The organism is Cytobacillus eiseniae, assembly GCF_017874625.1.
In the GTDB taxonomy this organism is placed as follows: Bacteria; Bacillota; Bacilli; order Bacillales; family Cytobacillaceae; genus Cytobacillus; species Cytobacillus eiseniae.
On sequence record NZ_JAGIKZ010000012.1, the window covers coordinates 52,852 to 69,870 of the forward strand.

Sequence of the window (17,019 nt, forward strand, 5' to 3'; positions counted from 1 at the left end):
TTTAGCCACACCTTCATACTTTTAGAACAACTTCACAACTGCTCTGCAAATATAGACACCTGTTCTATTACACTAATTGTTCTATTTCCATAATCATTCTCTCTAACTCTTTATTATTACTTTCTACAGTTTCTTCATTCCATTTAAATATTTTTCGAAATTCCTCCTCAATGGATTTCCTCCATTTTTTTACCCACTGAATATCAAAGAGTATCGCACCCGTTCTACGTACAAGGAAATCACTTACGTTCATTACCATTTCGTATTTAACCGAATACTGTATAAGTAAGCGAATAAATCTTGGTAACTCTTCAGTTTCTTCAATTTCTCTTGCAAGTTGTAAGAGAATATCCGAATTTGTTCCATAAATTGAAGATAAATAATGTGCCTCTTCCTGCGAAAACCCTACATGTGTAAATTCATTTTTCTTTTCCTTTACATAGACGTTGTAATCAGTCGGCGTTTCAAAATCTCCTCCCGATATACGTAAATGCTTTGTTAGGCATACACCAAAATTAAAACCTTGTTTATTCATATCCGCTGCCACAACATCTATAATTTGTTCAGCCATCTTTCTGTAACCTGTGAGCTTTCCTCCAGCAATCGTAATTAATCCTGTTGGTGATATCCAAATTTCATCCTTTCTTGATATCTCTGATGGCCCCTTTCCTTCTTCACGAATTAACGGACGAATCCCCGCCCAGGAAGACTCTATATCATTTATTTGAACTTGAACATCTGGGAACATATATTTGATCGCCTCAATAATGTATTGCTTATCCTCTAATGTTGCCACTGGATTTTTTAAATCGCCATGATATTCTGTATCTGTAGTACCCACATACGTTTTGCCATCCCTCGGAATCGCAAAAACCATTCTTCCATCAGATGTATCAAAATAAATAGCCTGTTCTAACGGGAAGTTGGATTGATCAATTACAATGTGTACACCCTTTGTATGAAATAAATGCTTCCCTTTAATGATTCGATCTTTTTTTACTAAAGATTCAATCCATGGACCTGTTGCATTGATAATTTTTGTACCGAGTAAATGTACTTTCCTCCCTGAAAATTGATCTTCCCCTATGACTCCGATAATTCGATCTGCTTCATAAATAAACGAATCAGCTTTAACATAATTTAGCAGGATAGCCCCTTTTTCAACAGCCTTTTTTGCAACCTCAATCGTTAAACGTGCATCATCCGTACGATACTCCACATAATAGCCTCCACCAATTAGACCATCCTGTTTTAATAATGGCTCCTTAGCAAGTGTTTCCTCCCTTGTTAGCATCCTCCTACGCTCTTCTTTTTTTACACCAGCTAAAAAATCATAAATACGAAGACCAGCAGAAGTAGAGTATTTTCCAAATGTACCTTTTCTATAAATTGGGAGCAACATCCACTCTGGATGTGTGACATGAGGAGCATTATTATAGACAATTTCACGCTCCTTCCCTACCTCAGAAACCATTTTCACTTCAAACTGCTTTAAGTAACGAAGACCACCATGTACTAATTTCGTTGATCGACTAGAAGTGCCTCCTGCAAAATCCTGCATTTCAATAAGTGCAACAGACATCCCTCTTGTTACCGCATCTAAAGCTGTACCGATGCCTGTAATACCTCCACCAACAATAACAACATCGAATTGTTCTTGGTCCACTTCCTTCATCCATTGTTCTCTTTGGGTAAATGAAAATTCACTCATTACGCTCTTCCTTTCTAATGTGGCTACACGAAAAAAACCATACTTTAACACACCACTTAAAATTGCAGTGTGAAAAGTATGGTCTCTCATCCATTCTCTGACCGGAAAATTTTATATTTTTTTTATTCTGAAAAATGATATAATTGCCTTATTTATATTTACTTTTCTACATTAAAGGAGACTTTTAATATGAATATTGTTGACCTTGTAGACTCACAAATAATCGCTTCTGTTGTTGATGAAAAAGATTTAGACAGCGCCTGTCAATCAAAGCCAAATGTCGTGTTTTTATTAACTGGTGATTTATTAACTAGTGCTAACTACATTCAAAAGCTACAAGCTTATGGAAAAACAGTATTTCTTCACTTAGATTTCATTGAAGGGCTATCTAATTCAAAATCTGCCGTTGAATATGTAGCTAAACACTTAAAACCGACCGGCATCATTACAACGAGAAGTCATGTTGTAAAGTATGCAAAGGAATTTGGTTTAGTCACTATTCAACGTATTTTTCTATTGGATGCAGCTGCCATTGAAAAAGGAATTGAAATGGTTAAGTCCTGCAATCCTAGTGCAGTCGAGATACTACCAGGGATTATGCCTAAAATTATTGATCAGCTTGTCAATCGCCTTCCACATCCAATCATTGCAGGGGGTCTCATCACTGAAAGAAAAGAAGTACTCTCAGCCTTAAAGGCAGGTGCACTCGCAGTTTCTGCTGGAGACCACTCCATGTGGAACTATGATTTATAATTGATCAATGTATTTCACGCTATCTAATACATGCTTAGGCTTATGAATGGAAGCTTCTAATAGCTCTTTTGTCGTAATTCCGGTCATAACTAGCACAGATGACATCCCTGCTTCATTGCCCATTTTGATATCTGTTTCTAATCGATCACCAATCATGAAACATTGATTAACAGGCATTTTTAATACTTCTTTTAAAACATACTGAGCCGTAAGCTGTGATGGTTTTCCAGTCACCTGGAAAACAGACTCACCAGTAACAGCCTCTAACGCTCCAATCATTGCGGCGCAATCTGGAATCTCTCCTCCTTGAACAGGACAAGTACGATCAGGATTCGTCGCGACAATTTTCGCACCGTTTTTCCAAGCTTGATAAGCATTATTTATTTTCTTATAGGTAAAGTCCCTATCCCAGCCTAATACGACATAGGATACAGCATTCGGCTGGTCTGATAACTTTATTCCCTGCTCTCTGAGTTCATCCAGCAATGGCTCTTCACCAATACACATCACTTTTTCATCCGGTTGTAAAACGGATTTTAAATAGAGTGCAGTAATATAATTGGAATTAATCACTTCCTCTAATTCTACCTGAATTCCTAGATCATTTAGCTTCTTGACGTAGTCAGAACGTCTTGAAATCGATTTGTTTGTTAAAAAAACGACCTTATCTCCTCTTTTTTTTAGACGGCTAATCGCCTCTGGTACTCCATCAATCACATGTTCATCTACATAAATCGTCCCATCTAAATCAAATACATAGCCTTTCACTTCAAGTTACCTCCTAATTTCCTACAAACGCTGCTTTTTCCCGATATAATTCGCAAGTCCTTGAAGTACTAGAACTAAAGCTACTAATATGACGGACATGGCCGCTGCAGAATAATACTCTGCCCGAAGGATATTTTGAAAGATTGCTAAGCTCATAGGCGCCCATTCTGGTGGTGCAAGTAGAATCGAAATACTGGTTTCCTTAATAACAGTAATAAATACAAGAACAGACCCCGCTGCAATTCCCGGTAATAATAAAGGACCAATCACTGTAATCGCAGCTGTTAAAGGTGTTGCACCCAGATTAATTGCTGCTTCCTCAATATCTTGCTTAATTGCCCGCATCGCCCCCATTGTTGATCGAACCATATAAGGAAGACGACGAATGGTATAAGCAATAATTAATAAAATAGCTGTACCCGTCAATTGTAGAGGGGCAACATTAAATGTTTGAATTAACGCAATACCAAAAGCAATCCCTGGAACGACAAGTGGGATCGAAGTCATGAAATCCATTTTCGCTGAGTTTTGTCTTACAACGAAATAGGAAACAAATATTGCAATAATTACACTTAATACAAGTGCACCGATTGCCAAAATAACACTATTTTGGATATTCCCTAACGATGTTGAGAATATTGTTTGATAGTGTTTAAGTGTGTAGCCTGATGGGAGTAGATCCTTCCCCCAAGTTGTCGCTACTGACTGAAGCAATACAGATAACAATGCAAGCAGTGGTACTAATACAATAAGAAAAGAGTAAACTGATAGAGATCGAGTCAATACTTTATTAGTCACCATTTTTTGTTGTTTCGGCTTTCCTGACACGGACCCATAATTCTTCCCTTTTGTCAGAATATGCTGTAGCCAGAAGAAAAATGCTGCAACGATAATCATAATGACTGTTAAAATTGCTGCTCCACCCCAGTTGAAGAAACCTGAAATTTCGCGATATGCTTCAACAACCATTAAGTTTAAATCTTTCGGTGCCAAAACGATCGGTGTGCCAAAATCTGAAAAGCTAACCGTAAATATTAACAGCGCACTTGAAATGATCCCTGGAATGGCTAAAGGAAATGTCACAAATATAAAAGTAAACCAATTTTTCGCTCCTAAATTTAGCGAAGCTTCTTCTAATGTCACATCACTTATTTTGAAGGCTGCAACAAGCGGCCAAAGAGCATATGGGAAAAAGAAAAATACTTGAACTAGAACGATACCAGTCATTGAATACGGATTGATTAACATTCCATCCCCACCGAGCAGTTCATAAAAATGAGTCACCCAGCCCGCACGACCGAACATAATAATAAAAGCGTATGCTGAGATAAAAGTAGGGATAATCAATGGAATAGTACATAAAGCTGAAATGGTTTTTTTGAAAGGCATATTTGTACGAGCAATTCCATAAGCCAGCGGAATACAAATTAAGATAACTAGAACCATAACAACTAGAGCTAAGGACAAACTATTTTTCAACGAATCTAAATAACCTGCATTTGAAAATATTTGTCGATAATTATCAAGATTAATGGCTTTTAATTTTTCAATACTTGAACTTAAAATGGCTGGATCTGTAAATGATCCAATAATATTAACAGGCTCATTTGTAAAGCTTATTAGAAAGACAGCAAGCAAAGGGATAAGTAGGAAGAGGCCAAAAAAGGCATAGATCAATATTTTAACTACGGAGAGACCATTAAACCTTGCCTTCATATGAGCAGTACCCTCCCATGATCAATCGATAGTTTCACCTTTCTGCCCTCTTCAAAAATGCTTATTCCAGATGAGTATGTAGTATCTACAATAATTTCTTGATCCCCAACTTTCATATCATATCTTACGGTTGGGCCTAAATAAGTAGACATTAATACAATTCCTTCTAACACATTTACTTCTTCTTTATTTACATCCGTATCATATGGCAAAACTTGTATATGCTCTGGACGAATAATAGCTTTAGCCTGTTTTTTTTCAATTGTATTTGTTGATTGCAGTAGGAAATTATCACCTTTTAATTTAATTGTTCCATTAATTTGTTCAACAATCTCCACATCTATAATATTTGATGTTCCTACGAAATCAGCGATAAATGGGGTAAGTGGATTACTATAAAGTTCTGTTGGTGTACCAATTTGAACAATATTTCCTTTATCCATAACAGCTACACGATCTGCCATACTCATCGCTTCTTCTTGATCATGTGTAACAAAAATTGTTGTAATCCCCAGATCTTGCTGAATTGTACGTATTGTATTACGCATCGAATGACGAAGCTTTTGATCAAGATTTGATAACGGCTCATCCATTAGCAAAACAGCTGGCTCCATAACTAGTGCTCGAGCTAAGGCAACACGTTGCTGTTGCCCTCCAGATAACTCGCTAGTTAATCGATCAGCATGCTGATCTAGTTCAACATATTTTAAAATCTTCATTACTTTTTCTTGGATGTCCTTCGGTGTTCGCCCCAAACGCTTGGATAATAGACGTGCGTAGATACCTAATTGCTTAACCGGATTACTTGCATTTAACTGCTTAATATTCAAACTATAAGCTACATTATCAAAAACATTCATATGTGGAAATAACGCATAACTTTGAAAGACCATCCCACAATTTCTACGATTAGCAGGAATTTTCTCTACTTCTTTCTCGCCGATTTTGATCTTACCTGATGTAGGTTGCTCAAACCCTGCTATGCATCGCATTGTCGTTGTTTTTCCACAACCCGAAGGTCCCAAGAGAGCAAAAAATTCGCCCTCTTGAATTTCAAGGTTTATATCGTGGAGTGCAGTAAATTCACCAAACTGTTTTGTCATCTTTTCAATAATTACTGAACCCATTTATATTCCTCCTACTTTCTTACTTACTGAAACTTATCCTTCCACTCATTACGTACACGATCATAATTTTCATTAACCCAATCAATATCCAAATCAACTGCAACCTCTTTTACTTTATCAATTGATAATGGTGTTTTTGATTCAACCTCTGGGTTGATTGGAATGTGATACCAGTCCGCCATAATTTGTTGTGCCTCTTTAGAAAGTAAGAAATCAATGAACTTTTTGCCTCCTTCAGCATTTGGAGCACCTTCAATTAATGTTGCTGGGTTTACAAGAACTGGCGTTTTATCTGGTACAATGAAATCAACTGTCTCACCTTTAGCCTTTTGCTCATAAGCCATAAAGTCAAAACCAATTCCAATATGGGCTTCTCCCATTGCTACCGCCTTCGTTGGAGCTGATCCAGAATCTGGTGTAGAGTTTGCTTGTTCTACTAATTTCTCAAAATACTCCCATGCCTTATCTTCACCTTGTCGCATCATTTGGTCCATAACCATAAGTGTCGCTGTTCCAGATGCTGCTGGGTTCGGGAATTGAATTTTCCCCTCCCACTTCGGATCTAATAAATCTTCCCACGTTTTTGGTGCTTCTTCTTCTGAAACAAGTTCTGGATTATACGAAAAACCAAGTACAAAAATTTCTACTCCAACATATTTGCCATCTTCATGCTTCAATTTGATTCCATTTTCAGTAATATCCCAGTCAGCTGCAAAATCAGGGATATAAGATGCTAGAATGCCTCTGTCTACCGCAGCTTCAAAAGGCAAAATCCCTCCACCGCCATACCAAACATCCGCTTTCGGATTTTCCTTTTCTGCTAGCATCTGATTGACTAAAACATTCGTTCCAGCATAGTGAACATCTACATTTCCACCATTTACTTCCTCATACTTTTTTGCTAATTCCTTTGTAAAATCTGGTGTTTCAGGTGAATATAAAGTAATTCTTTTACCATCTCCTTCACCGCTGCCGCCTGATTTTTCTCCAGCACATCCCGCTAACATTCCAACAGCAAGTAACATGGCACCAGTGAATTTAAACATCTTTTTCATCAAAAATCCCCCTTAGACTATTTTTGGCAAAGAAAAAATGAATGCTAAATAGCAACACTCCAGGATTTCTCCGAAAGCGCTCCCATTTAGGCATTCATCTCAGGTTCTCTGCCTTTTATACTTGTTTATAAGTATAGTAGACAGAATTCAATTAATCAATATGAAAATTATAAAAATTTAAATTTTTATGAATATTAGATTTCACCCTTTTAGTAACATATCTTGATTTCGGAGGTATTTTACAAGACAATATGCAAGAGGCAGATTTAAGTACGGTGGCCATGCAAGAATTCCAACAAGTAGTTAGCACAATTGCTACATCTGATTCTTCATCGGAAATGGGTCATGCTAGTTTAATAGAGAAAATCCAAGATCCAACATTAAAATACATCATCCAATCAAGTGTTGATCAAATTACAATAATGGCTGCAACAGATGGTTATGATGGATTATTCTATTCAACCGTCATCATCGCAATAATTATCGTGCTATTATCAATTATTTTAAAACCGATTCGAATGAAAAGCCTACAGAAAAATGATGCTAGTGATAGTATCCTTTAGACTGCAAAAAACAATCAGTGGAAATTAGAAAATCCCCACTGATTGTTTCACTTTATTCGATTCGAGAAATTAACCATAATATTAATAAATTCATCTGGCTTTTCAAAATGAATATCATGTCCTGACTTAATCGTAATCATTTCATTGTCTTCAATTAAGCTGTGTACCTTTTTGGCATTTTCATCGCTATTTGCAGCATATAACACCCCATCTTTGCCATAAATCGTAGCAGCCTTAATATAAACAGAAGGTAATTTAATATTTGCTAAAGTTTCTTCTTGATTCAAGCCTTCAAACCATGAGCCTGTATAAAAAGTCTCTGCAAAATCCAAATCAAAATTGTCTAAATAGATGGTCCCATGAATCCAAGCATAGGGAACATACCACAGTTTTAATGCCTTACCTGGATGTTTTTCTCGGTAATTTCTCGTACTTTTAGCTACAATCGATCGTAAATTTCCAAATAGCCCCCAAAAATAGCTGTTCTCCATATAATATTCGACGTAATCATCCACTTCTGTTTGACTTTTAAAGTTATGAACAATCTCAAAGCTATCTTTCCATACAAAGGTATTCTGCATTTCTTCTGGCTCCACATTAAAAAATGGTGGATCCTCTAAAACAACCCCTAATACTTCCTCAGGCGCATTGGCTGCAATCAATGCAGCCAATATTCCTCCTGAAGAATGCCCTGATACGATTACAGGCTCACCAATTATATTTTTTATAAACCCCAAAAAATCTTGTCCCATTGAAACAGCTGTATATTTCATAACATCATGACTGGATTTACCATGGCCATGACAATCAATAGCAAAGACATGATAATACATGGACAGCTTCGGCAATACTCGTGCATAATCTTCCCATTGCATACTCTGGCCATGGATTAATAAAAGTGCGGGTCCATGATCCGGTCCCTCAGCATAGTTTAGCACTGTCCCATTATCCAATCTCGCCTGCTTTTCTTCAAAGCCAGCATGAAATGTTCGCTTCAAAGGCTTTTTATCATAATGCAGATTATTATAAGCATAGATGAAAAGAAAAATAGCAAAAGCTACACCCATTACAATTAAACTAAGCAACAATATCATTAGAATCTTCCCAACCTTTTTTACTGCAATAATTTCTTAATGTCCATTCGATTCTTTTAATCCGTATTCTCTTCAGCCATTGAGACAGCTTCAATAAAATGGATTAATTTATCTTTTTGTACTAAAGCGAGTCCTTGCGCTTCATCTCCTAAAACCATCAGACTGTCACCTGCATAAATCTTAAAAATCTCTCTGGCTCTTTTAGGAATCACAATCTGTCCTCGTTCACTCACTTTCACAAACCCGAATAGATGCTTTCCCTTCGGCTGGATTCCTCCCACCTCTTCATCTTCCGCATGTTTTACTAAATCATCCAATGTAACGTCATAAAGCTCAGCTAAGGCGATGCAATTATTAATATCAGGTACGGTGATGCCCTTTTCCCACTTTGCAACTGCCTGTCTTGAAACACCCATTCGATCAGCTACTTCTTCTTGAGTATATTTATGTGATTGACGCAACATTTTTAAGTTCGTACTGATCATACACTTCAAACCCTTCTATGCTCTATTATAATTGCAGGGTACTCCATAATACACCAACTGAAAATAACATGAAAGGTTACTCTTCATATACATTTAATAAGTTGCCCATATTATTAGATTAAGGATTAAATCAGCTAATCTGATATAGAATATTTTTATCAACATCCAAATTTAATCAATTAAAATGATACGAAACTGGATAATCAAATCAATCTTTTTATTTTACCTTTACATCACTTTGAAATACTTTTATACGAATCTATTAGAAGTGAGAGTGGGAAGAATGCAAATTCAATATTAATTGTGAAGAGATTTTTTACTAAGATCATACAAAAATATGAGGTTAAAGCCACCGGGTATAATAATAGAAGAATAAAGAAGAACAAATTGTGTAAGGGATACGAAAAGACCGGTGGATTTAATAGAAAATGTTTGGTTGATATGAAGTGTGAGCTGAGCAATTAATGAATACCAAGTGTAGGGTGAAAAATAGAACATATTGAAAGTGTGATAAACACTCTAAACTATATTAGAGAGGTATCCCTCCCTTTTCCTTCACCACAGATTATTCTTTTTTTCTTCGTTTGAATATAGCACCAGAAATTATAAAGCTAATAATCAATAAAGATCCGAACCAAAAAATGGTTAACCATCCATTGTTATCAATTGGTGTGCCAATTAGAAGACCACGTAATGTTTCGATCAGTGGAGTCATTGGCTGGTTGTCTGCAAATGCTTGGAGCCATACTGGCATCGTCTCGGTAGGGACAAATGCACTGCTAATATATGGTAAGAATAACATCGGAAATGTTGCCGCATTAGCTGTTTCCACGCTTTTCATGATTAAACCAATTGCAACAAATAGCCAATTGAGAGATAACATGAATAGGGAGAGGAGTCCAATTACACCAAGCCAGTCTAAAAACCCTGCATTTGGCTGGAAACCAATGAGAAGGGCTACAAGAAAAATAACGGTTGTAGCAATCACATTACGAATGAATCCTCCAGTTACATGACCGATCATTAAGGATGAAGGTAGAAGAGGCATGCTGCGAAGGCGCTCAAACAATCCACCCACCATATCCTGTGTCACACTTATCGCTATCAATGAACTCCCAAAGCCTGCGCATGTGATAATCACTCCAGGAACAACATAATTTACATAGTCAGTCCCCGTTTGAATCGCACCTCCAAAAATATAGACAAACATGACCATGATAGCAACTGGCAGTCCGATAGCCATTAGTAGAGATTCTGGCTCACGGAAAATATGCTTTAAGCTTCGTTGTGACATTGTCCAGCCATCTGTTATGGACCAATAAAGGTTTGATTTACGCATTTGCGGATAGCTCCTTTGTATTACGACTTGTTATATCCATGAAAACATCATCAAGCGTAGGTTTTTGAAAGTTGACAGAACTAGGCTCGATTTCGTGTTCATATAATGTATTGAGTAGACGACGCAAACTTTCTATAGAACCGGTACGAATCGTAATCCTTTGCTCCTTTTCGTTTACTAGCCCATGTATAAGCTTGATCGCATGTTGGAATGCCCGAAAATCAGCAAAGGTTAATTCTAGATTTTCATCACCGATCATGTTTTTTAGCTCTTCAGCTGTTCCTTCCTCTACAATCCTTCCGTTATCAATGACGGCAATTTTATCGGCAAGCTGATCGGCTTCCTCCAAATATTGTGTAGTTAAAAAAATCGTTACCCCGTTCTTAGCAAGTTGTTGAATCATACTCCACATCTTTCTACGGCTACGTGGATCGAGTCCTGTCGTAGGTTCATCCAAAAAAATCACTTGTGGAGAAGCAAGCAGGCTAATTGCAATATCTATCCTCCTGCGCATTCCACCAGAATAGGTTTTTACTTGTTTCTTTGCAGCTTTTGTTAACTCAAATTGTTCTAGCAGTTCAGCCGTTCTTTTTTTCACTAACTTACGATCCAGGTGATTTAGACGCCCCATCATCATGAGATTTTCTTCTCCTGTCAACAACTCATCTACTGAAGCATACTGACCAGTTAAGCTAATATTTTGTTTTACAAAATCAGATTCATGATGAGTATCGTATCCAGCAATCGTTGCTGTACCACTATCAGCTTGAATTAATGTAGATAAAATACGAACGGTTGTCGTTTTACCAGCACCATTTTCTCCTAATAATGCAAAAATAGATCCCCGCTCCACTTCAAAATTCAACCCATCTAAAACAATGTGCTCTCCATAGGCTTTCTTTAAATAATGAACAGAAATAATACTATCTTTCATTTTATCACTCCTTTTTTGACTGAACCATTCAGTCAATTTAAAATCAAAAAAATCGACCAGTTTATTGATTGACTAAACCAGTCAATATAAAATTATAATGAATCCCCTCTTTTGTCAACAGCATTTTAATGAGCAAACGAGGGGAAAGAAAAGTTGAATTAACGAGTCGTTAACATTCTCAAGTAAATCGCAATTTTATGATCCATATTTTCTTGCCACCAACCAGGATCATCTGCCATCACTCCCGAAATAATGGTTAGAAATATGCCAACTAGCACTTCAGGATCTTCTTGAATAATTTCACCAGCTTTTTGTCCTTCTATAAAAATAGGAATAAAAAATTCAACATACATCATTCCGACATTTTTCGTAAATTCAAGTAAATGGTCAGGAACGCCTTCTGTATGTTCTAAATGCTGGATAATACGAAAGATATCACTACTTGTAGACAGGCTTGATGAAAGGGCAAACTTAGTAAATTTATGTAGTTTTTCTACTGGAGATATCGCCATCTCTGAAAGTTCTGTTAGAAATTTACGTGTTTCATTTAATTCCATCGCCCATTCGAGGCTATCGTATAACACTTCTTCCTTCGATTTGAAATAATGATAAACTAAGCCATGGCTAATGCCTGCTTCCTTCGCGATTAAACTGATCTTAGTTAGTTTGAATCCGTGTGTCGCAAACACTTTAATCGCAGCCCGCATAATTTGTATTTTACGTTCATTTCGGATATTTTCTAATTGATCTTCATTTAAAGGTGCCATACATATCAGTTCTCCTAAGATATTGATTACATGTTTCTACTATATCATAATAAAAAGCTGAAACAGAACTAATCATGGTTAGCCTTACCGGTTGTTACATATAGTGATTCAACGACAAAAGTGTTTATTTATATGAGGATTGAGAGAATAGCCTACTAGATAAATCTCTTTCTTTTATTGCTGCTTTATTATCGTCTAAATTCTCCCTTTTCTTTTAATCAAACGTTTGATTAAGACTTATGTTCGTATTCACGTTAGGATCAAATCAAGAAAAATATGCACTTTACGATCGAAAAAAAGAGGCTTTACATAAGCTCTATAACTTATGTGAAGCCCCTATTATAATACCAACTATAGGAAATTATTAAAATAACATTTGTTACACATCAAACCTATCGTATCAAAGATCAAGATATCCTATTACACCATCCCCCTAAGAGTGTGCAATATCATTAAACAGTACAGCAGACTTCTTTCCCCTTACCAAACCTTCTCTATCACCCTCATCCAATTTTCTCCGAGGATAAGCTTAATATGCTCATCCTTATACCCTCTACTTACTAAGCCTCTAGTAATGTTAATCGCTTCTATATATTGTTCGAATCCAATTAGTGAATCAGTTGTTGGTAATTTGTCTTCTTTCCTGAAGCCAATTGTTGGTGCTATTTTTGTTGCGATCATTTCTTGAACAAATAAGGGCATATTCATTGGCCAATCGGTTCCAATCCCAACATGTTCTACTCCAACGAGTTTTACTAGATGATCTACATGGTCTAAGAAGTCATTCATATCAGGTCTTTCTTTTTCCTGGTTTAAAAATTGTGGGACCGTCACTACTCCGATTACCCCACCCGTTTTGGCAATCGCTTCAAGCGTGTAATCATCCTTTCCTCTTGCATGGCCACTTACTGCTTTACACGCTGTATGGGAGGCGATAACAGGAGCATCTGAGATCTCGCAAGCATCCAAAGTTGATTGTTTTCCAGTATGTCCTGTATCAACCACAATTCCTAATTCATTCATTTTCTTAATAAACTTCATACCAAAATTAGAAATGCCTGCATCATTTCTCTCCGTACAGCCTGCTCCGACATAATTATGCATATTATATGTTAATTGAACGACGCGAAGTCCGAATTTATACATCATTTCTAGGTTTTCTAAATTTGTACCGAGCCATTCTGTATCTTGTGTTGTAACCATTCCTGCGACTTTTCCTTCTCTTTTTGCCTGACGAATATGTTCTCCTTTCGTTGCTTTCACAAGCCAGTCAAAGGAGTCGAATTGCTGTTGTACCGCTGTTAAATACTTAATTGACTCCTCCATGGATCGACTGCCAGTGCCACCTGAAATTTGTCTATTCCCTGCCGTGATTCCAGATTGCAGCCAACTTTCCTTAAACTCAGGCAATTCTCCCCGAGACGCCATGTTATAGGATTCTAGCATTATGCGAAACACATATTCAGTTGGATCATTTATATATTTTTCACATCTCCTCTTCAATTCCTCGGTTACTTCTTCTGTGAAATTAGCTGGTGACATAGGACCTTGGTAAAGCATATCGATAATGATGCTTTCCTCATGTAATCGCTGGGCCCTTGCTTCTTGTTCTGCTGTTAAATTAAAGTCGAATAAATGTATGTTCAATACGTTCATCTCCTCATCATTTCCTAACGCAAAAGCTTGTTCTTTACTAAAGTCACAATTCCCCTTTTGCAGTCGTGCGGAACGAAAATCCCCTTATTCTCCGTAGCCAAAAGGCTCCTACAATAGGATCTATCATAGAATCTTTTGAACGTCTCATTCTTCTGGTCACTCATAAATCCGTTTACTAGAGTTAAAGAATTTCATTCTCCTTACACCAAGTGACAGGCTACCTTCCTACCTTCAACTTCTCTTATTTCTGGCTTGGAGGTTTTACAGATGTCCTGTGCGAAGATACACCGAGGGTGGAATTTGCATCCTGTTGGTGGATTTGATGGTGAAGGGAGTTCCCCTTTCAGGGTGATTCGTTCCTTTACTTCGTCAGGATCGGTTTTAGGAATGGCTGATATTAGTGCTTTTGTGTATGGGTGAAGGGGGTTCTCAAACAATTCTTCTTTATTGGCGATTTCAACCATTTCACCTAAATACATCACCCCTACTCGATGGGCAACATGTTCGACAACCCCTAAATCATGCGAAATAAATAGATAGGAAAGACCAAGTTCTTCCTGTAAATCTTGCAATAGATTCAATATCTGGGATTGGACAGATACATCCAAAGCAGACACTGGCTCATCTAAAATAACGATTTTCGGTTTTAATATAATGGCTCGTGCAATCCCAATTCGTTGCCGTTGTCCGCCAGACATTTCATGTGGAAAACGCGCTAAATAATTTTCTGATAATCCTACTAATTTTACAGTTTCACTTAACAACTTTTCATGCTCACTTCGAGGAATCTTATGGGCGATTAAAGGCTCTGATAAAATCTCCCTAATCGTTAATTTAGGATTCATGCTAGCCATCGGGTCCTGAAAAACCATTTGAATATTTTTTCGAATTTGATTGATCTCATTTTTATTTAATTTTGTAATATCTTTCCCTTGAAAAATCACTTCACCACTTGTAGGTTCAATTAGCCTTAACACACAGCGGCCTGTCGTTGATTTGCCACAGCCTGATTCGCCAACAATCCCAATCGTTTCTCGCTCGTTTAATTCAAAACTTACTCCATTTACAGCATGAACAAATTGCTTTGATTGAAACCACGCTGATTTTGCGGCGAACTTTTTCTCTACACTTTTAAGTTCGAGTAAAGTCGTTGTCATATGACCTCCTCCTTCATTTCATATAACCAACATCGACAGGATGTTTGACCATCAATTTCAAAAAGCGGAGGAACGTTGCTTTGACAAATATCCATTGCCTTAGGACAACGGTCTGCAAATCGGCAACCAGGTGAATACTGATCAGGAGTTGGCACCTGTCCAACAATCGATTTCAAACGACTTTTCCCTTTCGATTGATGAGGTGTTGCCTGAATTAAGCCCTCAGTATAAGGATGTCTAGGATTCCGCAGTAATGTTCTCGTATCAGTTGTTTCAACAACCTGACCAGCATACATAACAACTACTCTGTCACACATTTCGGCTACTACCCCAAGATCATGTGTAATCAATAGAATGGACATATCTAATTCATCTTTCAGCGACCTGAGCAAATCTAAAATTTGTGCCTGAATCGTCACATCTAGAGCTGTTGTTGGTTCATCCGCAATAAGCATTGTTGGATTACATGCAATGGCCATCGCAATCATGACACGCTGCTTCATCCCACCTGATAAACGGTGGGGATACTCATGAAAGATCTCATCTGCCCGTGGGATTCCACCTAGATTTAGAAGGTCCACAACCTTTTGCTTTAATTTTGCCCCCTTTACTTTTTCATGCTTCTCAATTACTTCTCCAATTTGTTTTCCAATCGTTAAGACAGGGTTAAGTGAATTCATCGGATCTTGAAAAATCATTGAAATCTCTTTCCCTCTAATTTTCTTCATTTCCTTTTCCGTTTTATTTACGAGATTCGTATTTTCATATAATACTTCCCCACTCGAAATTTTACCGTACTTATCAAGTAATTGAAGAATAGAGAGCGAGGTGACACTTTTCCCACAACCCGATTCTCCTACTAGTCCGAGAACTTCACCCTTTTTGAGTGTGAAATCAACCCCATCTACAACCGTCAACGGACCATTCTTACTTTCAAATTGAGTCGTAAGTCCATTTACTACTAATAGATTCGACATTCATTCCCACCTCCTTGCTCTTACCGCGTTGATTTCGGATCAAAAATATCGCGCAATGCATCGCCTAAAAAGTTGACTGAGAATACAACGATCGTGATCGCTATCCCCGGAAAAGTAGCCAACCACCAAGCATCATACATATAGTTTTTCCCTTCACTAAGCATCGTTCCCCATTCTGGAGTTGGAGGCTGTGCACCTAAACCAATAAAGCTAAGTGCTGCTGTATCTAAAATCGCTACACCAATAAATAGTGTTGTATAGACTAATAGAACACCTGCTACATTCGGCAAAAACTGTCTCCGTAAGATCCAACTATGTGAACTGCCAATTGAACGGCTTGCTTCAACAAAACCTGACGACTTAATCGATAGTGCCGCTCCTCTTATTAATCGAGCAAATCCCGGTATGGAAGCCACACCGACTGCAATCATTGCATTCGTTAAGCTCGGGCCTAATATTGCAACAATTGCTAATGCCAAAATAATACTTGGTAAAGCTAACAGAATATCCATAATTCGCATTAACACATTGTCCAGCCAACCACCAACGTAAGCACTTAATAAGCCAATAAATGTTCCAAGGAAAAACGTAATCGCAACAGCTAGCATGGAGACAGTTAATGTAACGCGAACGCCATAGACAAGACGTGAAAGAACATCTCTTCCAATCGCATCTGTTCCTAGTAAATGCTCTTTACTCGGTCCTTGTAGAATCGATTCATAGAACTGTTCTTCTGGATCGAAGGGGGCAAGTAATGGGGCAAGTATACCAATAAGGGCAACAATCACAAGAAAAAGGATACAAACAACTGCACGTTTATCCTTCAATAATTTTCTTAATGTATCTGACTTAATCTTTATGGGATCCTTAGGTGCAACACGTGCTTGTATCGGTTTATAGGTTTCTAATTTTGCCAT

The 17,019-nt window shown here is 37.5% G+C and carries 16 protein-coding genes; 2 read left to right on the plus strand and 14 right to left on the minus strand.

Annotated elements, in window-relative coordinates:
- Positions 1–67: 67 nt before the first annotated feature.
- Positions 68–1,711, minus strand: coding sequence for a glycerol-3-phosphate dehydrogenase/oxidase (locus tag J2Z40_RS11560; protein ID WP_066400531.1), 1,644 nt, complete (start codon positions 1,709–1,711; stop codon positions 68–70).
- 189 nt (positions 1,712–1,900) lie between these two features.
- Between J2Z40_RS11560 and J2Z40_RS11565 the strand changes: the two genes are divergently transcribed.
- Positions 1,901–2,464, plus strand: a complete 564-nt coding sequence (locus J2Z40_RS11565; RefSeq protein WP_066400530.1) for a glycerol-3-phosphate responsive antiterminator — start codon at positions 1,901–1,903, stop codon at positions 2,462–2,464.
- Here the strand turns inward: J2Z40_RS11565 and J2Z40_RS11570 are convergent.
- From J2Z40_RS11570 to J2Z40_RS11585, 4 genes are read right to left on the minus strand one after another with little or no spacing between them, the layout of a single operon-like run.
- Entirely contained in the window at positions 2,459–3,232 is a 774-nt protein-coding gene (locus J2Z40_RS11570; protein WP_066400526.1) for an HAD-IIA family hydrolase, read from the minus strand. The two genes, J2Z40_RS11565 and J2Z40_RS11570, sit on opposite strands and share 6 nt — an antisense overlap.
- A 21-nt stretch (positions 3,233–3,253) precedes the next feature.
- Positions 3,254–4,948 (minus strand): ABC transporter permease, encoded by a 1,695-nt coding sequence (locus J2Z40_RS11575; RefSeq protein WP_066400525.1) that lies wholly within the window; start codon positions 4,946–4,948, stop codon positions 3,254–3,256.
- Positions 4,945–6,075: an ABC transporter ATP-binding protein gene (locus tag J2Z40_RS11580; RefSeq protein ID WP_066400524.1), complete on the minus strand. Its 1,131-nt coding sequence runs from the start codon at positions 6,073–6,075 to the stop codon at positions 4,945–4,947. Before J2Z40_RS11580 ends, J2Z40_RS11575 begins: the two co-directional genes overlap by 4 nt.
- Before the next feature lie 23 nt (positions 6,076–6,098).
- Positions 6,099–7,130, minus strand: coding sequence for an ABC transporter substrate-binding protein (locus tag J2Z40_RS11585; protein WP_066400521.1), 1,032 nt, complete (start codon positions 7,128–7,130; stop codon positions 6,099–6,101).
- 275 nt (positions 7,131–7,405) lie between these two features.
- On the opposite strand from J2Z40_RS11585, the gene J2Z40_RS11590 reads away from it, so the two are divergent.
- Positions 7,406–7,693, plus strand: coding sequence for a hypothetical protein (locus tag J2Z40_RS11590; protein ID WP_157087901.1), 288 nt, complete (start codon positions 7,406–7,408; stop codon positions 7,691–7,693).
- Between the two features lie 47 nt (positions 7,694–7,740).
- On the opposite strand, the gene J2Z40_RS11595 is transcribed toward J2Z40_RS11590, so the two are convergent.
- From J2Z40_RS11595 to J2Z40_RS11635, 9 genes are all read right to left on the minus strand, one after another.
- The gene (locus tag J2Z40_RS11595; protein ID WP_066400519.1) at positions 7,741–8,787 is read right to left on the minus strand and encodes an alpha/beta fold hydrolase; all 1,047 of its coding nucleotides are present in this window, start codon (positions 8,785–8,787) and stop codon (positions 7,741–7,743) included.
- A 56-nt stretch (positions 8,788–8,843) separates the two neighbouring features.
- Positions 8,844–9,272: a helix-turn-helix domain-containing protein gene (locus tag J2Z40_RS11600; protein ID WP_066400518.1), complete on the minus strand. Its 429-nt coding sequence runs from the start codon at positions 9,270–9,272 to the stop codon at positions 8,844–8,846.
- Between the two features lie 565 nt (positions 9,273–9,837).
- A complete protein-coding gene (locus J2Z40_RS11605) occupies positions 9,838–10,611 on the minus strand; it encodes an ABC transporter permease (RefSeq protein WP_066400516.1) in 774 nt (257 codons plus the stop codon).
- Complete coding sequence (locus tag J2Z40_RS11610; protein WP_066400514.1) at positions 10,604–11,545, minus strand: daunorubicin/doxorubicin resistance ABC transporter ATP-binding protein DrrA; 942 nt, start codon at positions 11,543–11,545, stop codon at positions 10,604–10,606. The genes J2Z40_RS11605 and J2Z40_RS11610 overlap by 8 nt, the downstream gene beginning before the upstream one ends.
- A 158-nt stretch (positions 11,546–11,703) precedes the next feature.
- Entirely contained in the window at positions 11,704–12,312 is a 609-nt protein-coding gene (locus J2Z40_RS11615; protein ID WP_066400512.1) for a TetR/AcrR family transcriptional regulator, read from the minus strand.
- Between the two features lie 480 nt (positions 12,313–12,792).
- Positions 12,793–13,959, minus strand: coding sequence for a dipeptidase (locus J2Z40_RS11620; protein ID WP_066400510.1), 1,167 nt, complete (start codon positions 13,957–13,959; stop codon positions 12,793–12,795).
- A 209-nt stretch (positions 13,960–14,168) separates the two neighbouring features.
- Positions 14,169–15,125, minus strand: a complete 957-nt coding sequence (locus tag J2Z40_RS11625) for an ABC transporter ATP-binding protein (RefSeq protein WP_066400506.1) — start codon at positions 15,123–15,125, stop codon at positions 14,169–14,171.
- Positions 15,122–16,102, minus strand: coding sequence for an ABC transporter ATP-binding protein (locus tag J2Z40_RS11630; RefSeq protein ID WP_066400504.1), 981 nt, complete (start codon positions 16,100–16,102; stop codon positions 15,122–15,124). Before J2Z40_RS11630 ends, J2Z40_RS11625 begins: the two co-directional genes overlap by 4 nt.
- A gap of 20 nt (positions 16,103–16,122) precedes the next feature.
- On the minus strand, positions 16,123–17,019 hold the full coding sequence (locus J2Z40_RS11635; protein ID WP_083954054.1) for an ABC transporter permease: 897 nt from the start codon (positions 17,017–17,019) through the stop codon (positions 16,123–16,125).